The sequence below is a fragment of the Clostridium sp. Marseille-P2415 genome (genome assembly GCF_900155545.1).
Classification (GTDB): domain Bacteria; phylum Bacillota; class Clostridia; order Lachnospirales; family Lachnospiraceae; genus Lacrimispora.
In genome coordinates this window covers 286082-306631 of record NZ_LT732525.1, presented here as the reverse complement: position 1 = coordinate 306631, position 20550 = coordinate 286082, and the positions used below count along the sequence as shown (strand labels likewise).

Here is a 20550-nt window from a genome sequence, read left to right as displayed (position 1 = left end):
CTTTCAGAACAGGGGCACCGTAATCTGAAAAAATTCTATGCAGAATCGGCCTTTGGGATTGTAAAACCAAAAACAAGGCGATATAATGAAATCAGCATGAAAGCAGTGAAAGGCCGGTTGGAATGATTCCACTGGCTTTTTTGGGGAATCGTAATTTTGAGAATGGAGATCAGTAAGATGGGGCAGGAAAAGAAACCCAGGATGGCATATGCGATTTTGAGCTTGGTCAGTACAATCATTTTAACTGCCGGCGCCTTCCTGATATTGAATGTGCAGCATGGGAAGCTGAATCAGGAATTGAACCAGTTTATCTATGCGAGCCTGACTTCTTATACGAATACCCAGAAGAACCAGATCCTGGAGGCAGCTTTAGAGGTGAAAAATACGCTTTCCGGGATTACTGCCATAATGGAAGCTGCCGATTTATCACCGGATGACGAATGGCTGAAGGTTTATCTGGAACAGCTTAATACCGGGAATGCAACTTATAAAGTCAGTTATATTTCCTTTGACGGATGGCAGGAGGAGAAGCTAAAAGAGACGGAACGGGAACTGTATGAACATGCCTTAAAGGGAGAATGGGGCATTTCAGATATCCGGCATACAGGCGGGCCCGGGGAAGGATATTCTTTTTCCGTGGCAGAGCCCGTTAAAAAGGATGGCAGGGTATCAGGCATTCTTTTTACGCGGGTTGAAGCAGAAGCGTTCACGGATAGCGGAGAAGAGAACACATCCTTTAAGCAGGTCAATTCCCTGATTGTAAAATCAGACGGGAGTATCTTATACGGCAATGCCGGCCAGTATGAAAATGACGGAAATCTGTTTTCCTCGATCCTGAAAAACGGAATTGAGGAACCTTACGTGGAGAACATCAGGGAGCAGTTTCAGAACAGCGGTTCCTTTACCGCTTCCTTTCCGGGTAAGGGTAAAAATTATTATATTTCCGTTGCCGCGGTGGGGATTAACGACTGGAGCATCGTAAATTTTGTGCGGTCTCCGGATGTGCTGCTCCGGTCAGAGTATATTTTCAATACGTTTTTTGGAACCGGTATTTTGCTGGTCGTTCTTACACTGATGGTTTGCATTGCCATTGGAACCATGTTTATCAGGCAGAAACAAAAGCTTAAGATGGAGTCACAGCGATATGCGGTTCTTTCCCAGTTCACCGATACGCTGCTGTTTGAATACGATTATGATACGGATACCATGGAGTTTACCTCCAACGCTAAGAAAAAGCTGTGTTTAAACAGTTTGAGGATAAAAGGAGTTCTAAGATCGGACAGGGGATGCCAGCTTATGCATCCCGATGACTGGCAGCGGGGAGAGAAGATGCGGTGGGCACTGTTGGGATCTAAGCAGGATGAAGTGAGATATTCCCGTATCCGGTTAAAAAGTGCAGCAGGAGAATACCGGTGGTTCAGCTGCCAGTATAAGATATTGTACAGTGCTGCGGGACACCGGTTCCGCATGGTGGGGAAGCTTGAGGACATTATGGATCAGCTGGGCAGAGAGGAGATGCTGATAAATAAAGCCAGGAAGGATCCGCTTACCGGCGTGTATAACCGTTCCGGGGAGCAGATCATTAATAAAAAGCTGGCTTCCGCTAAAAGCGGTCTTTTTTTCATGATCGATCTGGATAATTTTAAGGACATCAATGATACATGCGGCCACGCGGCAGGGGATGGGGTCCTTACCTGGGTGGCGGGGGAACTTGATAAGCTGTTCGGGGATGACGGTGTGGTCGCCAGAGTGGGAGGGGATGAATTTGTGGTTTTTGTTCCGGAGGAATGGGAACATGACCGGACGGCAGAGATGGCAGAAGCTGTTTTGGAGGTATTTAAGAGAAAGGAAATAGAGGAGTTTCCGGATATCAGGGTTTCAGCCAGCATTGGGATCGCGGCTGCGCCAAAGAATGGGACTACTTATGGGGAATTGTATTGTGCCGCAGATAAGGCGATGTATTATATCAAACAAAAGGAAAAAGAAGGATATGCTTTTTATCAGGATGAAGGATCTCAGCATTTGACTGAATCCAATCCGTTTACATAAAACCGGAGACATTTGCAGTGAGGAATCCATTCTGCAGATGTATCCGGTTTTATGTATGTGTCCGGAAGCTGTTTTGAAAGGGTGGTTTCAGCCGTTTTATCTAGATGAACAGGTTTACGTTGGATTCTTCCGCATCTCCGAGATAAGCACCCACGCCGCCGAGCTCTACGCCATGGATCAATTCCTCCGGACGGATGCCCATGACATCCATGCTCATGGTACAGGCCACGATTTTTACACCGGAATTCATGGCCTTTTTGATTAAAGTTTCCAGCGAATCCACATTTTTATCGTTCATGATCTTTTTCATCATGGCAGTTCCCATGCCGCCCATATTCATTTTTGACAGCTTCAGCTTTTTGCTGCCCCGGGGAAGCATGATGCCGAACATGGATTCCACCAGTGATTTACGGACCGGCTGTTTTTCTGCTTTTCGCAATGCTGTCAGCCCCCAGAAGGTAAAGAACATGGTCACAGGCCGGCCCATTGCCGCCGCACCATTGGCAATGATAAAGCTCGCCAGAACCTTGTCAAGATCACCGGAGAATACGATGATAGTCTTTCCTTCCCCCGCTTCTTTTTTTTGCGGTACGCCTGCGCCGCCGCTTTTCTTTACCAGTGCCACATAGTCGTTTCCGCGGCATTCATTGGCAACCAGCGTATTTCCGGTACGCCTGCACCATGCTCCGATATCCCGTAAAAAACCTGGATCAGAAGCCGATACTTCCATGAGCGCCCCATCCTGCAAATTCTTCATGGTCTCAAATACCTTCATAATGGGACCAGGACATTGCATGCCGCTGCAGTCAAGGCGCATGGCGGCATTCGGGACGTTTTGGGTGTCCGTCTGTCCGGCGTCGGTATATGAAGTCTGCTCTGGGACCGGAACCATGTCAGCCTGATAATGGGTTGACTGATAAAACCTGGTACCGCCGGGATAAAGCTTTACGTGCTCAAATCCATTCTGAATCAGGATACGGGCAGCATTGTATGCGCGGACTCCGATGGCGCAGAATGTGATAATTTCCTTGGAAGGGTCCAGTTCTTTCATGCGGCTTCTGAGCTGGCCTAAGGGAATGTGTTTGGAATGGGGCAGGGAAAAAGCCATTAATTCTGCATCCTCCCGCACATCTAAGAGCACTGCATCGGAATTTTTTTCCACCTCATCCCAATTTGTGAAATTGATATTTCCGGCAAGTACATTTTCAGCTGTAAAGCCGGCCATGTTGACCGGGTCCTTCGCAGAGGAGAATGGCGGTGCATAAGCCAGCTCCAGACGTTTTAAATCCTCAATTCCCGCGCCGAGCCGTATGGCTGCGGCCAGGACGTCGATCCGTTTGTCAACGCCGTCCCGGCCCACGATCTGAGCGCCGAAGATTGTCTTTCCGTCAGTGGAAAACAGAAGCTTAAGCGTTAACGGCACAGCTCCGGGATAATAGCCGGCATGGGAGTTCTGAGTGATGAAAATGCTCTCATAGCCGGTGCCTTTATGAAGGCCGCGCCTGATCAGTGTTTTTTCATTCACTCCCGTGGAAGCGGCAGTTAAGTCGAATACCTTTGCTGCCGATGTTCCCTGGGTTCCGTCATAGGTTTCCTGTGCTCCCGCAATGTTGTCGGCAGCGATGCGTCCCTGTTTATTGGCAGGACCTGCCAGGGGAACCATTGCAGGTTTTTTAAAAGTGAAATCATCGACCTGAATCACATCACCGACTGCATAGATATCCGGATCCGAAGTCTTTAAATATTGATCGACAATAATACCGCCCTGGTCATTGACCGCAATGCCGGATGCTTTTGCAAGCCAGCTGTTTGGCCGTACGCCAATGGATAGCAGGACCAGTTCGGCTGTCAGGGTTTTTCCGCTCTTTAATGTAATGGATACCCCGTTCTCTGTCTCTTCAAATGCCAAAACCCCATCTTTCAGGTAAAGATTTACGCCATTCTGCACGATATTTTCATGCAGAAGCTGGGCCATTTCATAGTCAAGGGGAGCCATGACCTGATCCTGCATTTCGATCAGTGATACGGAAAGCCCTGTGTGGCGAAGATTTTCAGCCATTTCAAGGCCAATGAAGCCGCCGCCGATAACTGCTGCGGTCTTAATCCCATTTTCCTTAATAAGGCCGCGGATGCGGTCGGTATCCGGAACCGTCCAAAGGGTATGGATACGGGAAGATTCCACCCCGGGTATGGGCGGACGGACCGGCGAGGAGCCGGTGGAGATAACCAGGGTATCATAGGTTTCTTCGTAAACTTCGCCGGATTCCAGGCGCCGGACCGTGATGGCCTTTTTTGCCCGGTCAATGGAAATAACCTCATTTTTAACTCTTACATCAATGCCGTACTTGTTTTTCATGGCTTCCGGTGTCTGCAGCAATAACGCGCTGCGGGATTTTATCACATCGCCTACATGATAGGGGAGGCCGCAGTTGGCATAGGAGATATATTCTCCACGTTCCAGCATTATGATGTCCGCTTTCTCATCAAGCCTCCGGAGTCTGGCAGCGCAGGTGGCTCCGCCTGCAACACCTCCGATGATAACAATTTTCTTCATAGTATGCCTCCTGTTATTTTCAAAAATATAATTTTGTTTTTTGGAATGGAATAGCCGCATTTTTTTTCAAACCGTATCGGCTGGCTTTTAGTATAAACGAATGTTCAGAGTGTGTCTGTGATTGAGTCACATAAAAGAGAAGTATGATTGTTTAAGCATGGGACTATGGGGCAAAGTCTGCTTCTGATTAACGTTTATGCTTTGCCGGGAAGCGGGGGAGATTAGGGAACTGAACAAGCTGTTGAAGGTTATATTGTTGAAGAAGAGAGGTGAAATTTTTTTACCGATGATGTAGACAAATTGACTACAAAACTGACAAGAGAGGATTATTGGAAAGAAGGTTTTTTATATGATTATTAAATATAAAACAGAAAGGGGCCATGCTGCAATTAATTTTGTAGTTATTAAAACAAGCTCAATATAAAAAGGGAGGAACGCATATGTGATTAAAAGGTAGAGATAAAGGTATTCAAGTAAAATACCTACAGCAGGCATTAAAAATTATGTGCTGCAACCCAGGATCTATTGACTCTAATTTTGGTCCAGCCAGACTATCATAGTGTAGTAAGCATCTTAGATCCTCAGCTTTGCGTCCCCACTTTTTAATGGGTTTGCCCTTAGCTCTATTCTTTTAATATAAAGATAATATTCAAGCTGCTATTTTACAGCATCAATTTGGTTTGTTAAATATCACTTATTCATATTTCTCCATCTTTGTTCTTTACGAAGAAAAGTGCTCTTTTCTAAATTGAAAATAGCATGCTTAAAAGTATTACAGAACAACTTTAGTTCTCTAGTAATGGTTTTTTTAGAAATTACTGAGAAATAAGAAGTTCCATCTTCACCAGTAAGCTTATCTAATCCAGAAGAATCAATGCTTAGGGTTTCTCTTTTTGTAATCTCCACTGAAATTTTACCATTTAAATACTCATATTTTAATTACAGCTATAACTCTACGACCTTATGACTCTTATTAACTATATAAGGATCATGCGATACCATGATAATTGTTTTGCCTTCACGATTTAACTTAGAGAGAATATCAAGTGTTATATCCCTATTATAGATGTCCAATGAGCCAGTTGGCTCGTCAGCAAATATCACCTCACAATTTTTAAGTAAAATCCTTGCTAGTGCAAGACGTTGTTGTTCTCCCCCCGAAAGATTATATACTTTATCTTTTAATGAAATGTCAAGCTGTAATTCCTTTAAAAGCTCTAATTTCTTATAATACCATTTGCTTTTTGGTACTTTAAAATTTATACAAGCAATATCTAAATTGTAGTTAACAGACTTATCATCAATTAAAGCAAAGTTTTGAAAAAGAAACCCTATTTTTGTGCGTAATAGACTTTGTGCCTGTCGGGAATTGGCTTTTACGTCTTCCAAACCACACATATTAATAGTTCCAAAATCTGGTTTTTCAAGTAATCCCATTATATTTAATAATGTCGATTTTCCAGATCCACTTTTTCCAGTAATGCAAATTTGATCTCCTTGTTCAATTCTCAGTGAAAAATCATTAAATATTGTTTTTTTACCAAAAGACTTACTTATGCTATGTAGTTCACAAATACTCATATTTTACCTCATTCCTTTCATTTAGACACAAACATTAGGGCTTTAAATCAATACTCTATCATCCGATAAAAGTTGAGCATCAAATTTACTATTTTCGTATGTTTTAAATCAACACTTCTATCAAAAATACTTTTTAAATTAATCCTTTACCACCGGAATTTTTAATAAATCTGGTAGTAGACCTATACCTTAGGAATTATATAATATACTCTTATTTACACTGATAAGTAAATGTTTTACATTTCGTTATGCCATACAAACATATTAAGAACAATTCTTATGATACCTTTTTTTCAACATCTGTATTTGCCTTTGAAATAGTTAGATGTTCTGTTATTATAGTGTTCTTTTTAGAATATTAGATACATTGCGTCTCTCAAAATATACAGCCAATCCACTAGCTAATAGAAGCTCAATTATCAATTTACTCAAGATAATATGATAGAATCCAGTTGATGTAAATAGGAAACAAGTTATGCCTTCAATACTATTTGTAAACAGTGAAAGGAGGAATATATTTTTAAATCTTTGAAAGAATACATGACCAAATGCCTTTTTCAAAAAGTATTCAAACTTATTGCGTTGGAATAATAAATAAATACTTTGTACTATAGTTACGAATAACAGCATGCTCAAGCCAAGAAGTGAATACCTTATTACTGTTGCCTGTATTTGCAAGTCATTGATCTTTTGTAAAATAATCTCATTAGGCCTTATCAAATAAGGGAAATTATCATCTAAATTATATTCCTTAAGAGCATTTAAAAGGGCAGAGTATGTCAATTCAGTATCATTGTTAATTAACTTTATAAATAACGTTTGAACACCAGTAGAAGTATAGTGCCTATCAGGAACTAGTGAATTTGCTTCAGTCATGACATAAATTATTGGGTCAGGAATTAAATTATTATTCTCAGGCAGTACATTATAATTGTAAGAGAAAATTTCTTGTCCAGATTGAGTGTAAATAAAAACCACTTCTAAACTTTCTAATTTTGCTTCTTGATTATATAAACCTGTATGCAACTCATGATATTGCTCTCTTGCATGTGAAAAATATTTATAGTAATATTCTTCCTTATCTCTATATTGTTCTGGTACCAGATATATTGTATAAGGTGTATCCTCACTTATCTTAATGGGCATTCCATTTTCATCATAGATTGGATGCTCTATCAAATAATTGGGATTTACTGAAATTTCTCTAATATAGTCATTATTTGCATTTAGCTCTATGCTTTCGTTCGTATATAGATCTGAATTAATATAAATAGACTGCATTTTCTTATTTAAAAATGGATACAAATTATAAGCTGGTATATCTAAAGGATATTTACCAGATCTAATATCAGCGCTATCGTTTCCAGTCTTAACTGGATAGAAAACACCATAATTAGAGGCATTAGTCCAATTTACAAGATTATGTTTCTTCTGATCAATTTGTTGTTTGTCTTCCACTAAATTTACTGCCAGGAGTATAATTACAACTGATACAACAACCTTAAAAACCCCAATAAATAGTATGATTGCACTAATTGGTTTCTTGCCCTTTATACAATATGTCGTTTTAATATTACGAGTATATATAGCACATATATATGAAAGCAAAAAAAACAAAAAAAGAAATACGAAAATATTTGTAGCGTATACTCTAATAACAAACTCTATATTATTATTAGGAATTAAGAGAATCAAGAGGAGTATTATAATATTACTTATTACGGTTATTATTACAAATTGATTAATAAAAACATGTAAGCAAACCTCTCTTATATTATATCCATTTAGCCTCATAACAGATATTTCTTTCGTCTTTGATACTAAATAAAACATAAAGGTTAGAAACATTATCGTAAAAAAGAAAATAATGATAAATAACAAATTTGTTGTATTTTCTATCTTTATCTCACTTTCATTATTTACCGAAGTAAACATATCCCTTGTTAATTCAACTCCTGGAGTTCTAAATTCTAGATAAGAAATATAATCATCTACAAATTTTGTAAATTGAGCATACGAATTGCACTCAACTCTATATTTTCCAGAATATTTATACTGAGTTAGAATATGATCTAATACATGGATTGAGTAATAATGACCTCCTCCAAAATCAGAAATAATAGCAATTTGCTTATCTGAATCTGTTTTCTCTGTTGACATAAATACTGATGAATCATCCATATCCTCAACTGATAAAATTCTTCCTCCCTTGATATCGATATTCTTAAAAAACACCGTATCCGTTACCAAGTAAATATAGTCAACAGTGTGAGATGTATTTGTTTTACTGTTATAATATGAGACTGTACGAACTAAATTAACATCATTATCCACCGCAGATTGCTTAAGGAATTGTAAGAATTCAGGAGTAGAATTATAGTCATCTTCCGGAATAGTCAATTCAAATCCAAATGCAGAAGATGAGTTAATCAACTTATTGTAACTTTCAGTATTATAAGCAGAATAGTTTGTCGAAAATAAAATCAAAAACATTAAAAAAGAAAATATTATGATAAACCGTTTCAAATTGTATACCTCCCCATTTGAATTTAATGCATAAACCTCTAAAAATAAAAATATAACAATTGAAGCCACTCCCATGCAAGAGTGGCTTCAATTGCTATCTTGTCTTATTCGACATCCCAGTTTGTGTAAGCAACAGATTTTTTAGGTCCAGTAGCACTGGATTTTGATGTTGTACGCGCTTTTACCCAGCCACTATCATCATAGTTACCATCAATTTCGCAACTAGATCTGTGCGTTTTGGTGTTATGGTCAAGATTGGACCATACTTTTTTCTTAGCAGTTATGGTCAGGCTTGTTCCATAATCCCAACGTCCATTACCGTCGTCAACGTCAACCGTTTTTAATGGCTTGACTGAAGTAGGCTCTCCAACATGAACAACCGTTCCACCATTCACTGGTGTATACCGCTGCGCAAAAGCTGGAACAGACATTGATGCAATCATTACACCTGCCATTAAAATTCCTCCTAGCTTCCTCATAATCATTTACCTCCTGTTTTTATATTTGGCAAGATTGTTACTTGCTTACCATCTATTTATGTAATACATTCAATGTAATTTTATTACAATGTCATTAAACCATGCACTTTATATTTTGTCAATAATAATTATGTTATTTTTATAATTTAACATATTTTATAGTATTGACACATTTACCTCGAACAGATATACTTATAATAAATTCACAAATCATAATAGTGTTATTATCAAAATTTTTATTAAAAAGGGAGTGATTTTAATGCTAAAACAAAATAAACAACTTAATTTAACTAATAGGGAAATGGATGTGCTAAATGTTCTATGGTCTGCTGAAAAATCATTAGTCGCATCCGAGATTACAAAAGCAGATAGATCTTTAACAATTAATACTGTTCAGGCTGTTTTGAGAAGTTTACTAAAAAAGAATCTCATTGAAATTGCTGAAATTGTATATAGCGGTACTGTTCTTTGTCGTAGTTATCGGCCAACTATAACTTCAAAAGATTTTACTCTTCAACAATTCGTTACTCAGTTTGAAAATTTAGACAAAAGCATTACGCCACCTAATTTTGTTGCAGCACTACTAGAAAGAGAAAAAAACGAAGAAAGTGTCATTGAAGAATTAGAAAAATTACTACAAGAACGTAAAAGGCAATTAAAAGGAGGAATAAAGGGGGAATAAAAATGAGTTTATCTTTGAGTACCTTTTTTACTGTTACCTTTTTTAGTAGCATCTCAATTATCCTCATATGGTCTACCCTGAAAGCTAATTGGTTAATAAAACAAATTGGTATTAGTTCTTTATTTTTCTGTATTGCTATTATTATAGTACGATTGCTAATACCACTAGAGTTTTCCTTTGCAAATAATATTCCTATAAATAGAATATTACCATGGTTCACCCTTTTCTTTGAAACACCGATAATTACCTTTAGAGACCATACTATATGTTTTCGTCATATTTTATATCTGCTCTGGATAATAGGTGCACTTTTTTGTTTAGGTAAATCTATTTATACATACACTTGTTTTAAACGATTAATGGATACATTTTCATCAATAACTAACCCTAAAATTCAAAGTATTTTACATAATATTATTTCAAAATATAAAAAGCCTATAAATTTTGAGATCATTCAAGCAGAATTAGTTTCTACTCCCATGATTTTTGGAATACGAAAACCCAAAATATTTATACCTCAAATAGACCTATCAGAAGATGAGTGGTATCATATTATGAATCATGAAGTAGCTCATTATTATCACGGGGATTTATTGATTAAACTGATTACTGAATTAATAAGTATTGTATATTGGTGGAATCCTATTGTATATCTTCTTAAAAAACAGATATCAAAATTACTTGAAATTCATATTGATATTACTATTACGAAATCAATGAGTGAAATTGAACGGATTGACTACCTAGAATGTCTTTTGAAAATATCCAAGATGCGTCTGAATAAAAAAACAAATAGATTAGTTTTAACCTTCAGCAGTAATAGTAGTTCCCCTCTATTTCAGCGATTTGATATTATTTTGAAGGGCTACAATCAGAAAAAGAAAGTAAACCTTAAAAGTATGTTTTTTACTGTAATTCCTACAATATTTATGATAGTATTATCTTTATTATTTGTCTTTGAACCATATTCAATATCTGCTGAAGACGCTGCCCATACCATTGAGTTAACCAGCAAAACTGCATATTTGATACCAAACCAAGATAATGGCTATGATCTTTACTACAATGATAATTTTTTTGGTGTAGTAACTAAAATTAGGGATTCATATTCTGATTTACCAATATATAACAATATCAAGGAGGTTCCACTGAAATGAAAAAATCAAATAAGATATTCTCCGTATTTATCTTGTCAATCTGTATCAGTACAAGTTTTATGAGCATAGATGCATTCGCTGTAACTGAGTCTTCAAAAGAAACAGTATTTTTACCAGAACCTGTACATTTTACTGAGATCACACAATCCACGCAATATATATCTATCCCTTATTCTGATATTATTGATTGGAGATACAAAACAGAAAACAACAAAGTGTATAGACGGTTATATAATTATTCAAAACAAAAATGGGTTGGTGAATGGGAATTATGCTAAAAATAATACCAATATTAATCCCTTAGAATCATTTTATTTTTATCATAATAAAAAGCACAGTATGCTCAGGGATTGTTTCCTGGTAAACGGTAGTCAGCCGGCTATGATATCAGACTGGTTCTGGAGATACAATACTTTTAAATACTCCATATTCATGTAGCGCTTTGTACCCCATTGGGTTCCAGCTACGTGGCGCAGTCTGGCACATACAAGCATTAAAGCACTTTGACCATCAGGGAAAGCGCCAATTGCCCGGGTTCTACGTTTGATTTCCCGATTCAGCCGTTCAATGGTGTTGTTGGTATGGATTCTAGTCCAGTGTTGACTGGGAAAATCCATGTATGTTAGGGGTTTCTCGATTCCATCTTCGGCCTTTTTAGCTGCCGAAGTTAATTTCATCTCGAAAAGTTTATCGGTTACTTGTTTTGCACTCTTGCGCATGGATAGCCTTCAGCAGCATAGAGACTTCTTTCATCTTATTACGAGGAGTGGCTGAGAATATATTTCGATAGAAATGAACGGTACATCTTTGATACTTTGCATTCGGAAATACTTCTGGAATGGATTCGAGCATCCCAAGGCATTTATCACCGATGATTAAGCGAACTCCGGTCAGGCCTAGTATAATAATTACCGATGCCGTGATAGCAGCGCTTATAAATGCTCCTACAAGCATGAAAGGCACCCCTACAATAGTAAACATAATATTGCAAACAATAACAAGGTATAAAGTAAATACTCTGTACCCCAAAAAGCGAAGGTCATTACTAAAATCATACCAACCAGACAACTTATCTTTTTCCCATATTCCACCACCTTAAAAATATACGGGGTATAAAAATTTTATACCCCATATTGCAACCATAAATGAAATTTTAGATATTGTCAATATTTGCAACTATACTTTCCACCCAAACACAGTACAAATTGCTCCTATCTCCAAATCAGGTGAATATGCCGCAGTTCCTTTTGCGGATATTATTGAGTGCGCTATAAAGAATTCATGACCCAGGAAAAAAGATAATCCATAGAACCTGGAGCCTGGATATCCGGATTTTCCAGCTTTTCAAATTTTCCCGGCAGATCCTTTTCCAGTGCGGCCAAATGAAAATGGCAGGCTCCGATGCCGACATCCACCCGTTGAATGTCAATACCAAGCTTGTTTTCTTTCATCGTTTTTGCTTCGTAGAAATGATACGCATTCCGGCTCTTAACAATCCGCCAGGGCTGTTTGTTCACAGCAGAGGGTGCAAGTCTCAGCATCTCAAGAGCAAAGGCAAAATCCCCTGCGTCGGCTTTCGCCAAAGGCTTTGAAAAGCCTTCATGAAAAAAGAGTTCGCTCCATTCCTTTCTCTGATCTGATTTTGCAACCCATCTCATCAGAGTATCCCTGGCTCTTTTTTTCTCTCCGGGGTGCCCGACAGGGGAAATCGCCGGGAAGAGATGCCCCTTTTTCAAATTCATGGCTGAGGCAAAGCCGCTGCGGTCAAACGTACCGCCCAGCCAGCAGGTGCCAAGGCCAAGGGAGGTGGCATAAAGAATCAGGCTTTCCAGGGAATATCCCAGGGCTTCCAAAGCCAGTTCGCCGTCCGCCGCCGATGCTCCCACAAAATCCCTGGCGCCTTTGATGACCCCATAGGTTCCCAGTTTTGCACCGTTAACGGCTGCAGACGTTTCCAGGAGACGAAAGGAAACTTCGGCGGAAAAGGGATTTGTCAAGCCTGCGATATAAGCGTTTAAGCTGTCTTTTTCCTGTGCGGAAAGAGCACGGTCCTCATAAGTTCTCACACTGTGGCGTTCCTTAACTGTTTTTTCAACGGAGAATTCCGGTTTCATAGTGTAAGATACCTCCTTTCTTCAGGCATTCTATTTTCGCTTACCATTTTTCATAATGAACTTTTTCTTCTTTGTACCGGTCTATGAATTCATTTTTCTGTCCGTCCGGATAGCCTACGGAAATCAGCGCAAACGGCCGGATATGTTCCGGAAGTTCAAAAAGACGGCGAACCTGATCGGAAACAGCGTCAGATGTGGCAACGCCAAACCATACACCGCCAAGACCCAGGTGAACCGCCTCCAGAAGAATGTTCTGTGCGGCGGCGCTCATATCTTCTTCCCAGCCGGTTGGTACCTTTAACTCCTTTTCATTTGCAAGCAGTACAAATGTCACAGCGGAGCCGGCTGCCGGCTTTGCATAAGGGGAGGTCTGGGAAACTTCATGAAGCCGTTCCTTATCCTGTATCACAATGAATTCCCATGGCTGCTGGTTGGCGGCCGATGGAGCCTGCATGGCCGCGCGGAGCAGCTTGTCGATTTTCTCCGGTTCAACTGCCTGATCCTTGAATTTACGAATGCTTCTTCTGTTAAAAATCTCCTGCATCATCATTACCTCCTATTTTCCATCTAATTTTTCCAAAAGCTTTCCGCTGATCTCTATAAAACGAACGGTTTCCTCTTCGGTAAGAATGTCCTTATAACCGTTATGGAGCTGATTCCATGACTTCATAATTACATCCTGCAGTGCAAGTCCCTCCGGTGTTGGACCCAGATATACATTTTTTCCTTCTGATTTTTTGGAAACCAGATTTTTCCGCTTCAGCTTCTCAATCAGACGGGTAACTGTGGAGGGGGTTAAATGCAGTGTTTCTCCTATTTCTTTCTGTTGGATACCACCATTTAGGTTAACCAGGTATAGAAGCAGTGCATGGCTTGGAGAAAGTCCTGTTTTAAGGAAAGCCTCGTCTGCGATTTTTCCAAAGGCCCTTGCCAGTTTTGTAGTCGAAAAAAATAAGCAGCTGTCTAGCTTACATGCCTGTTCCTTGGTAGATTCTCTGTTCAAATCATCACCTCACTTGTTTGTACATACAACTATAGCATGAGCTTTTTCTGATGTCAATCTGTAAATAAATAATTTGACGCTAACGTTAAATTAATTTTATGCAATTAAATTTCATAATACTATTGACAGGGTCTGACTGCTGTATTATAATAAAGTTGATTTTAAAAAATACAATTTTACACAATATATTAAGGAGGGATAAGAAATGTCTGTTTATGATTTTACAGTAAAAACAATGGATGGCAGTGAAAAGAGCCTGTCCGATTATTCCGGTAAGGTGCTGCTGATCGTGAATACAGCAACGGTTTGCGGGTTTACTCCCCAGTATGCGGATCTTCAGGCTTTGTATGCGGAATACGCGGGCAAAGGGCTTGAAATTCTTGATTTTCCCTGTAACCAGTTCGGCAATCAGGCGCCTGGCGATGACGAAGAGATTCATTCCTTCTGTACCGGACGCTTCGGAGTTACCTTCCCCCAGTTTTCAAAGATAGATGTAAATGGAGATCAGGCGATTCCGCTGTACCGCTATCTGGTTCATGAAAAAGGCTTTGAAGGCTTTGATCCGGGACATGAGCTGACACCGCGTCTGGAACAGAAGTTTGCAGAGGTCAATCCGGATTACAGGAATGAGCCGGATATTAAATGGAATTTCACAAAATTCCTTGTGGACAGCCAGGGAAATGTAATAGAACGCTTTGAGCCGACTGCGGACATGAAGTATGTGGAAGAAAAAGTAAAGGAATTATTGTGATATACAAACAAAGGACAGTGGGAGATTGAAGATCAGTTATGAACTATGATAAACTAAAGTTAGAAAACCAGCTATGCTTTCCCCTCTATGCCTGTTCCCGTGAGATCGTCAGGCTGTATAAACCGTTTCTTGATGAGATCGGGCTGACTTATACTCAGTATATCGTTATGATGGTATTGTGGGAGAGGAAGCGGGCCACCGTTAAAAGGTTAGGAGAAATCCTTTATTTGGACAGCGGTACTCTGACTCCCCTGTTAAAAAAGATGGAGGCAGCGGGTCTCCTCATCCGAAGCCGGGACAAAGAGGACGAGCGGAGCGTGATCGTGGAACTGACGGATAAGGGAGAGCAGTTAAAGGACCGGGCAGCGGATATACCGGATAAAATCGTTCAGTGTGTGCCCTTGAGCAAGGAAGAGGCAGGAGAGCTGTACCATTTACTCTATGAGATTTTAGGACGGATCAGTCGAAATAAAGAAAAATAAGATAAAATCTCAGGAGGGCTTTTAAAAAAGTCTTCCTGAGATTTTTTAGCTTGGGCCCCACCCCGGCCAGGCTCGTGTAAACTTCGGATCTGCACAAAGGTATGAGGTTCATCGCGGCAGATTACAGCATTTTGGAGCTGTAAAACCCGGGCCATGAAATTCGTCAATTCCCTGGGGAAAGGTAAAAATGTTCAGCGGATCGTATTTTTCCTTCACCATTTTCAGTCTGCAGACATGGGTACCATAGTATTCTTCCGGAAAACAAGGAAGGCCCCCATAGGGAAAATTGACATAGGAGCCTTTGGTAACCGATTTGAGATAGCTGAATTTTTCAGCCACCCAGGCGGCGTTTTCACATTTGCATTCCTCAAACACAGTGTTAAGCCATGTGATATATCTTGCATTGCGATAGTAAAAAGCGGTTTCATCTGCAGGTACTTCCGAAACCCTGCCGCCCAGTGCGTAGAATGAAAGGCTTGCATAAACGGACCCCCGGGGACGTTCTTTTATAAGTCCTGCAATTTTTAGACATTCACAGCTGTTAAAATCCCGCAGAATAAAGCGGCTTGCTGATTTAAATTTTTCAAAGGGGGGATAAAAGTCCCCGATTATGGTTATTGCTTCAAGAAAAGTCAGGTATTTTAAGTTATATTTTGCTCCTCCAAGCTCTGTGAGGGGGGTGATGATTCCCAATGCTTCTTCCGGAGGGCCGTAGAAAATACCGCGAGCCAGAATTGCGAGCCCTTCTTCCAGGGAATTATAAATTCTTGAGACCAGAGTGATCCTGGGATCCGCGTCTTTCAGCCATTCCTGCCAGGTCTGCAGGAAGAAAGACTGTTTCTCCGTGTCCGCATGGGGATACCGGATTTCAACGAGTGTGACTTTATTTACCTTTCTCGGCAGGCGGAAGGTCATGGAAACGATCACGCCGAAGTTTCCTCCGCCGGCGCCGCGGCATGCCCAGAATAAATCGGCGTTTTCCTGCAGGCTGGCTGTTAGGATATTGCCCTCGAAATTGACCATCCGGATCTCGGTAAGGCTGTCACAGCCAAGCCCCAGGCAGCGGCAGGAGAGTCCCCAGCCGCCGCCCAGGGCATAACCGCTGACTCCAACGGTGGGACAGGTCCCTCCCGGAAACGGATAACCTTTTGATGAGACGAAATCGTATAGCTGTCTGTTTTTAACGCCTCCCTGAACTGTAAGCAAATGGGCTTCTTCGTCTATGGAAATCTGGTTCATTTCACTAAGATCAATGTCAAGGACACCGTTGCCTGTGGAGTAGCCCTCATAATTATGGCCGCCGTTTCGAATGCGAAGGGGGACATCGTGTCTTCCGGACCACAACACGGCATTGCTGACATCGGTCGGATTCTGGCAGAAAACAATGGCCAGAGGGCACTTTTGGATGGACCGGTTATAAACTTGTCTTAATTCTTGATACAAAGGGTCGTCTGGTGTTACGACACGGCCGGTAAGCTCGTTAAAATTGCAGATGTTCATGTTGATTGCCTCCTTTCTGTAAGGATTTTCTAATCGTATCCTACTATCATGGTATTAAAAAGGAGAGCATTTGGTTAAAAAAGCGGTTAAAGAAAAGACGCATGAAACGCGCCTTCTCTTTTTCTATGATTGCATGGATTGCCCTCCATCTACGTGGAGGACCTGGCCTGTGACGAACGAGGAGTCATCACTTGCCAGATATACATATGTCGGAGCAAGTTCAACCGGCTGCCCGGCTCTTTTCATCGGTGTATCTGAGCCAAATGTCGGAATATAGTCGGCGGGCCGGCTGGACGGCTGAAGCGGGGTCCAGATGGGTCCTGGTGCAACCGCATTTACCCGAATGCCTTTCGACACCAGGGAATGGGCCATCGCACGTGTGAAACTGACAATTGCGCCTTTTGTGCTGGAATAATCGATCAGTTGTTCGTTTCCAACATAAGCGGTAATGGATGCTGTATTAATTATGGCGCTGCCGTTTTTCAGACAGGGCAGAGCCATTTTAGTCATAATGAATATACCGAAGAAGTTAACTTCAAAGGTGAATATCATCTGCTCAATGGAAATATTCTCAATGCCGGTCTGCGGAAACTGCACGCCTGCATTATTAACCAGGATGTCAAGTCCGCCTAAAACCTTTACGGTATCGGATACCGCATTTTTACAGAACATTTCGTCCCGTACATCTCCTGAGATCAAAAGGCATTTTCTTCCCTGGGCTTCTATATAAGATTTTGTTATCTGCGCATCTTCGTGCTCGTCGTAATAAACGATGCATACATCAGCGCCTTCTTTGGCAAATGCCACGGATACGGCTCTTCCGATGCCGCTGTCTCCTCCGGTTACCAACGCAACCTTATCCTTCAGTTTACCTGTACCGATATAGTTTGGATTATCAAAGATAGGTTTAGGGACCATGAGTGTTTCTAAGCCGGGCTGTACGGGCTGGTGCTGCGGAGGGAACTGGACCGGGACTTGCCGGCATACTTCTTTATAACCTAAATATGGATAAAAATCAGTCAAGTTTAATCTCCAGTCTAACAGGAATCATATAATAGTTATATATTAATCAGACGATCGTTTTGTTAAGGATTTCTCAAAAAAATTTTATTAAACCGATAAAAGACCGGCAATCTGAGAAATATACCGGGTACCTTACCGGACATTGTATTGGTATCCTGCAAATTTTTCTTGTTTTTTTTATAAGACAGGTACTATTCTGTTTTGCAAATCATAAAATAAGACAAATTGTTTAATTGAAAGGCAGTAATATTATGGCTACTTGCCCTGAAGGATTGTATTCCTATACCGTTCAATCCGGTGATACCCTATGGCTTATTTCGCGTCGTTTTAATACTACCGTAGAGGCAATTTTGGCTGCGAATCCGGGCTTAAACCCGAATAATCTGTTAATTGGGCAGACGATCTGCATTCCACGTGGAATCCAATATACACCGCCACAACGACAGCCGCAACCGCAGCCTCGGACACAGCCGCAGCCACAACCGCAGCCTCGGCCACAACCGCAACCGCAGCCGCAGCCACAGCCACAGCCGCAACCGCAGCTTCGGACACAACCGCAGCCGCAGCCTCAATTACAGCCGCAGCCTCAATTGCAGCCGCAGCCGCAAACCCAGCCGCAGCCGCAGACCCAGCCGCTGACCCAGCCTCGTCCCCAGACTCAATTACAGACTCAGCCCCAGACACAAAATCAACCCATGGTTCGTGGGGAATCAAATAACGATAATATGATGACTTCTTGTCCGGCAGGATTGTATTCCTACATCATTCAAGCCGGCGATACGCTTTGGCTGTTAGCACAACGTTTTCTTACGACCGTTGAAGCTATCATGGCAGTGAATCCGGGTATTAACCCTGCCAATCTGTTTATTGGGCAGGTGGTCTGCATTCCATATGGACGCAGGGTTCCTATGCGCCCTCAGCCGCAGCCTATGCCTCAGCCGCAGCCCATGCCTCAGCCCCAGCCCAGGCCCCAGCCCGCGCCTATGCCGCAGCCCAGGCCCCAGCCCATGCCTCAACCGCAGCCCATGCCTCAGCCTCAGCCCAGGCCCCAGCCCGCGCCGCAGCCCATGCCTCAACCCCAGCCCATGCCTCAACCCCAGCCCATGCCCCAACCTCAGCCCATGCCCATGCCCCGACCCCAGCCTATGCCGCAGCCAACCCCCATGTGGGTCAGCAATGCGGAGCATAACCTGAACAACTACTTGCGGCTTTTATGGTCACAGCATGTTTATTGGACGAGAATGCTTATCCTGAGTCTGGTTTTTGGTTTGCCGGATGAGGAATTTGTCACCGCCCGTCTCTTACAGAATCCCGGTGATTTTGAGGAAGCATTGCGTCCTTTTTATGGGGAAGAAAATGCCGCAAATTTTGCAGATCTGTTAACGGCCCACCTCACAATCGCCAAAGAACTTATCACAGATTCAATGGCAGGCAATACGTCTGCAGCAGCTGATGCAGAAAGACGCTGGTACGAAAATGCAGACCAGATTGCAGCGTTCCTTAACAGCATCAATCCGAACTGGTCGGTCCAGGAGTGGAAGAAGATGCTGTATGACCATCTTGCGATGCTGAAGACAGAAGCTAATGATATCATGTCACAAAATTTTGAGGACAGCATCAATATATTTGAAAGCATTGAACAGGAGGCCATGGAAATGGCCGATGTGATGGCTCGGGGAATTGTTAGGCAATTTGAGCAGTATTTCAGAATTTAAAAACCAATAAGCAGTCCGGCCTTACTTGACCGGACTGCTTTATTTCATGTAATAATGATGTAAGTCAGGTGGAAAGAAGGAAAAGCTTATGGTAAGATAAGAGTAAATGAGGAATGGAAGCCTGTACTTTGGTATTAATTTGCAGGCTTGGATTTTACATATGGCAAAATTTTGACAGGAGAAGGACGATGAATTTACATGTATTTAGTACCAATAAAGAATTATACAAGGAACTTCGGATCGACTGCTCCAATTGCAGCGGATTGTGCTGTACGGCATTATTCTTTTCAAAAATGGATGGCTTTCCGGAGAACAAATCTGCAGGGAAACCATGCGTCAACTTACAGAGAGATTTCCGTTGTAAAATCCATAATGAACTTAACCGTAAAAAAATGAAAGGCTGTATGGGGTATGACTGTTTTGGTGCAGGGCAAAAGGTCACAAAGGAACTGTATGGAGGCTCAACATGGTTTTCTGAACCGAAAAAATCGAAGGAAATGTTTGAGGTATTTCTTAAAGTTTTTCATTTGCGCCAAATGCTATGGTTTTTAATGGAATCAAGAACTCTTTTGCCTGCAAAAGCTTTATGGTCCGGCATTGATGAACTGATAGAGAAAAATCAGGAGATATGCTCCGGCTCACCGGAAGCAGTAATGGATTTTGAACTGGAAGGTTACAAAGAGCAGGTAAATGGAATACTGAAAGAGGTTGGAGCTCTGGTAAAGAAGAGCTTTCCAAATAAGAGAGAAAGCAAACCTGCTGAATGCATGGGAAAAAATTTTAGCGGGAAAAATTTTGATGGCAGTGATTTCAGCATGACTTTGCTGATTGCGGCAGATTTTTCGGGATGCAGCTTTTCAGGAGCAAACTTTTTAGGGGCGGATATGCGGGATGCCAATATTCAAAACGCCGATTTGAGAGAGGCGGTATTTTT

19 protein-coding genes, 1 pseudogene and 1 riboswitch are annotated in these 20550 nt (G+C 41.3%); of the genes and pseudogenes, 8 read left to right on the top strand and 12 right to left on the bottom strand.

Annotation, left to right across the window (positions count from 1 at the left end):
• Positions 1-177 precede the first annotated feature (177 nt).
• Complete coding sequence (locus BQ9856_RS01525) at positions 178-2049, top strand: sensor domain-containing diguanylate cyclase (protein ID WP_159441920.1); 1872 nt, start codon at positions 178-180, stop codon at positions 2047-2049.
• A gap of 100 nt (positions 2050-2149) precedes the next feature.
• Here the strand turns inward: BQ9856_RS01525 and BQ9856_RS01520 are convergent, their stop codons facing one another.
• The 5 genes from BQ9856_RS01520 to BQ9856_RS01505 all read right to left on the bottom strand — a co-directional run bounded on the left by BQ9856_RS01520 (position 2150) and on the right by BQ9856_RS01505 (position 9189).
• Positions 2150-4603 (bottom strand): FAD-dependent oxidoreductase, encoded by a 2454-nt coding sequence (locus BQ9856_RS01520; protein ID WP_077609403.1) that lies wholly within the window; start codon positions 4601-4603, stop codon positions 2150-2152.
• A 538-nt stretch (positions 4604-5141) separates the two neighbouring features.
• Positions 5142-5229, bottom strand: a riboswitch (cyclic di-GMP riboswitch).
• A 64-nt stretch (positions 5230-5293) separates the two neighbouring features.
• Positions 5294-5509, bottom strand: coding sequence for a hypothetical protein (locus tag BQ9856_RS24120; RefSeq protein WP_139348630.1), 216 nt, complete (start codon positions 5507-5509; stop codon positions 5294-5296).
• A 39-nt stretch (positions 5510-5548) separates the two neighbouring features.
• On the bottom strand, positions 5549-6184 hold the full coding sequence (locus BQ9856_RS01515; RefSeq protein ID WP_077609402.1) for a putative bacteriocin export ABC transporter: 636 nt from the start codon (positions 6182-6184) through the stop codon (positions 5549-5551).
• Positions 6185-6520: 336 nt separating this feature from the next.
• Positions 6521-8710 (bottom strand): hypothetical protein, encoded by a 2190-nt coding sequence (locus BQ9856_RS01510; protein WP_159441919.1) that lies wholly within the window; start codon positions 8708-8710, stop codon positions 6521-6523.
• Between the two features lie 104 nt (positions 8711-8814).
• Positions 8815-9189 (bottom strand): lactococcin 972 family bacteriocin, encoded by a 375-nt coding sequence (locus BQ9856_RS01505; protein WP_084758069.1) that lies wholly within the window; start codon positions 9187-9189, stop codon positions 8815-8817.
• Between the two features lie 259 nt (positions 9190-9448).
• Between BQ9856_RS01505 and BQ9856_RS01500 the strand changes: the two genes are divergently transcribed.
• The 3 genes from BQ9856_RS01500 to BQ9856_RS01490 are packed head-to-tail and all read left to right on the top strand — an operon-like array spanning position 9449 to position 11306.
• Positions 9449-9871 carry a BlaI/MecI/CopY family transcriptional regulator gene (locus tag BQ9856_RS01500; protein WP_077609399.1) on the top strand — a complete coding sequence of 141 codons (423 nt, stop codon included), beginning with the start codon at positions 9449-9451 and terminating at the stop codon, positions 9869-9871.
• A gap of 2 nt (positions 9872-9873) precedes the next feature.
• On the top strand, positions 9874-11028 hold the full coding sequence (locus BQ9856_RS01495) for a M56 family metallopeptidase (RefSeq protein ID WP_077609398.1): 1155 nt from the start codon (positions 9874-9876) through the stop codon (positions 11026-11028).
• Entirely contained in the window at positions 11025-11306 is a 282-nt protein-coding gene (locus BQ9856_RS01490) for a hypothetical protein (protein ID WP_077609397.1), read from the top strand. The genes BQ9856_RS01495 and BQ9856_RS01490 overlap by 4 nt, the downstream gene beginning before the upstream one ends.
• 93 nt (positions 11307-11399) lie before the next feature.
• Here the strand turns inward: BQ9856_RS01490 and BQ9856_RS01485 are convergent.
• From BQ9856_RS01485 to BQ9856_RS01470, 4 genes and pseudogenes are all read right to left on the bottom strand, one after another.
• Positions 11400-11925 (bottom strand): annotated as a pseudogene (locus BQ9856_RS01485) (transposase); the annotation flags it as partial.
• A 371-nt stretch (positions 11926-12296) separates the two neighbouring features.
• Positions 12297-13142 carry a nitroreductase family protein gene (locus BQ9856_RS01480; protein ID WP_077609396.1) on the bottom strand — a complete coding sequence of 282 codons (846 nt, stop codon included), beginning with the start codon at positions 13140-13142 and terminating at the stop codon, positions 12297-12299.
• Between the two features lie 40 nt (positions 13143-13182).
• A complete protein-coding gene (locus BQ9856_RS01475; RefSeq protein ID WP_077609395.1) occupies positions 13183-13686 on the bottom strand; it encodes a nitroreductase family protein in 504 nt (167 codons plus the stop codon).
• 12 nt (positions 13687-13698) lie between these two features.
• A complete protein-coding gene (locus BQ9856_RS01470) occupies positions 13699-14145 on the bottom strand; it encodes a MarR family winged helix-turn-helix transcriptional regulator (protein WP_077609394.1) in 447 nt (148 codons plus the stop codon).
• A 205-nt stretch (positions 14146-14350) separates the two neighbouring features.
• Here BQ9856_RS01470 and BQ9856_RS01465 point away from each other — a divergent pair, with 205 nt between their 5' ends.
• Together BQ9856_RS01465 and BQ9856_RS01460 are read left to right on the top strand one after the other, a co-directional pair.
• Positions 14351-14896 (top strand): glutathione peroxidase, encoded by a 546-nt coding sequence (locus tag BQ9856_RS01465; RefSeq protein WP_077609393.1) that lies wholly within the window; start codon positions 14351-14353, stop codon positions 14894-14896.
• Between the two features lie 38 nt (positions 14897-14934).
• On the top strand, positions 14935-15378 hold the full coding sequence (locus BQ9856_RS01460) for a MarR family winged helix-turn-helix transcriptional regulator (protein ID WP_077609392.1): 444 nt from the start codon (positions 14935-14937) through the stop codon (positions 15376-15378).
• A gap of 108 nt (positions 15379-15486) precedes the next feature.
• On the opposite strand, the gene BQ9856_RS01455 is transcribed toward BQ9856_RS01460, so the two are convergent.
• The 3 genes from BQ9856_RS01455 to BQ9856_RS24700 all read right to left on the bottom strand — a co-directional run bounded on the left by BQ9856_RS01455 (position 15487) and on the right by BQ9856_RS24700 (position 18585).
• On the bottom strand, positions 15487-16878 hold the full coding sequence (locus tag BQ9856_RS01455; RefSeq protein WP_077609391.1) for an FAD-binding oxidoreductase: 1392 nt from the start codon (positions 16876-16878) through the stop codon (positions 15487-15489).
• A gap of 123 nt (positions 16879-17001) precedes the next feature.
• Entirely contained in the window at positions 17002-17901 is a 900-nt protein-coding gene (locus tag BQ9856_RS01450; protein WP_077609390.1) for an SDR family oxidoreductase, read from the bottom strand.
• A 333-nt stretch (positions 17902-18234) separates the two neighbouring features.
• Positions 18235-18585: a hypothetical protein gene (locus tag BQ9856_RS24700; protein ID WP_200801264.1), complete on the bottom strand. Its 351-nt coding sequence runs from the start codon at positions 18583-18585 to the stop codon at positions 18235-18237.
• 41 nt (positions 18586-18626) lie between these two features.
• On the opposite strand from BQ9856_RS24700, the gene BQ9856_RS25060 reads away from it, so the two are divergent.
• Complete coding sequence (locus tag BQ9856_RS25060; protein ID WP_200801231.1) at positions 18627-19616, top strand: LysM peptidoglycan-binding domain-containing protein; 990 nt, start codon at positions 18627-18629, stop codon at positions 19614-19616.
• Between the two features lie 188 nt (positions 19617-19804).
• Positions 19805-20550 (top strand): pentapeptide repeat-containing protein (locus BQ9856_RS01420; RefSeq protein WP_159441918.1); only part of this gene is annotated, 746 nt, incomplete at its 3' end.

What these genes read in the sequence shown, in the direction of transcription:
- BQ9856_RS01500 (WP_077609399.1), top strand. Translation starts at nt 9,449, where the DNA reads ATGCTAAAACAAAATAAACAACTTAATTTAACTAATAGGGAAATGGAT.
- BQ9856_RS01520 (WP_077609403.1), bottom strand. Translation starts at nt 4,603, where the DNA reads ATGAAGAAAATTGTTATCATCGGAGGTGTTGCAGGCGGAGCCACCTGC.
- BQ9856_RS01525 (WP_159441920.1), top strand. Translation starts at nt 178, where the DNA reads ATGGGGCAGGAAAAGAAACCCAGGATGGCATATGCGATTTTGAGCTTG.
- BQ9856_RS01455 (WP_077609391.1), bottom strand. Translation starts at nt 16,878, where the DNA reads ATGAACATCTGCAATTTTAACGAGCTTACCGGCCGTGTCGTAACACCA.
- BQ9856_RS01460 (WP_077609392.1), top strand. Translation starts at nt 14,935, where the DNA reads ATGAACTATGATAAACTAAAGTTAGAAAACCAGCTATGCTTTCCCCTC.
- BQ9856_RS01490 (WP_077609397.1), top strand. Translation starts at nt 11,025, where the DNA reads ATGAAAAAATCAAATAAGATATTCTCCGTATTTATCTTGTCAATCTGT.
- BQ9856_RS01505 (WP_084758069.1), bottom strand. Translation starts at nt 9,189, where the DNA reads ATGAGGAAGCTAGGAGGAATTTTAATGGCAGGTGTAATGATTGCATCA.
- BQ9856_RS01475 (WP_077609395.1), bottom strand. Translation starts at nt 13,686, where the DNA reads ATGCAGGAGATTTTTAACAGAAGAAGCATTCGTAAATTCAAGGATCAG.
- BQ9856_RS25060 (WP_200801231.1), top strand. Translation starts at nt 18,627, where the DNA reads ATGATGACTTCTTGTCCGGCAGGATTGTATTCCTACATCATTCAAGCC.
- BQ9856_RS01515 (WP_077609402.1), bottom strand. Translation starts at nt 6,184, where the DNA reads ATGAGTATTTGTGAACTACATAGCATAAGTAAGTCTTTTGGTAAAAAA.
- BQ9856_RS01495 (WP_077609398.1), top strand. Translation starts at nt 9,874, where the DNA reads ATGAGTTTATCTTTGAGTACCTTTTTTACTGTTACCTTTTTTAGTAGC.
- BQ9856_RS01480 (WP_077609396.1), bottom strand. Translation starts at nt 13,142, where the DNA reads ATGAAACCGGAATTCTCCGTTGAAAAAACAGTTAAGGAACGCCACAGT.
- BQ9856_RS01465 (WP_077609393.1), top strand. Translation starts at nt 14,351, where the DNA reads ATGTCTGTTTATGATTTTACAGTAAAAACAATGGATGGCAGTGAAAAG.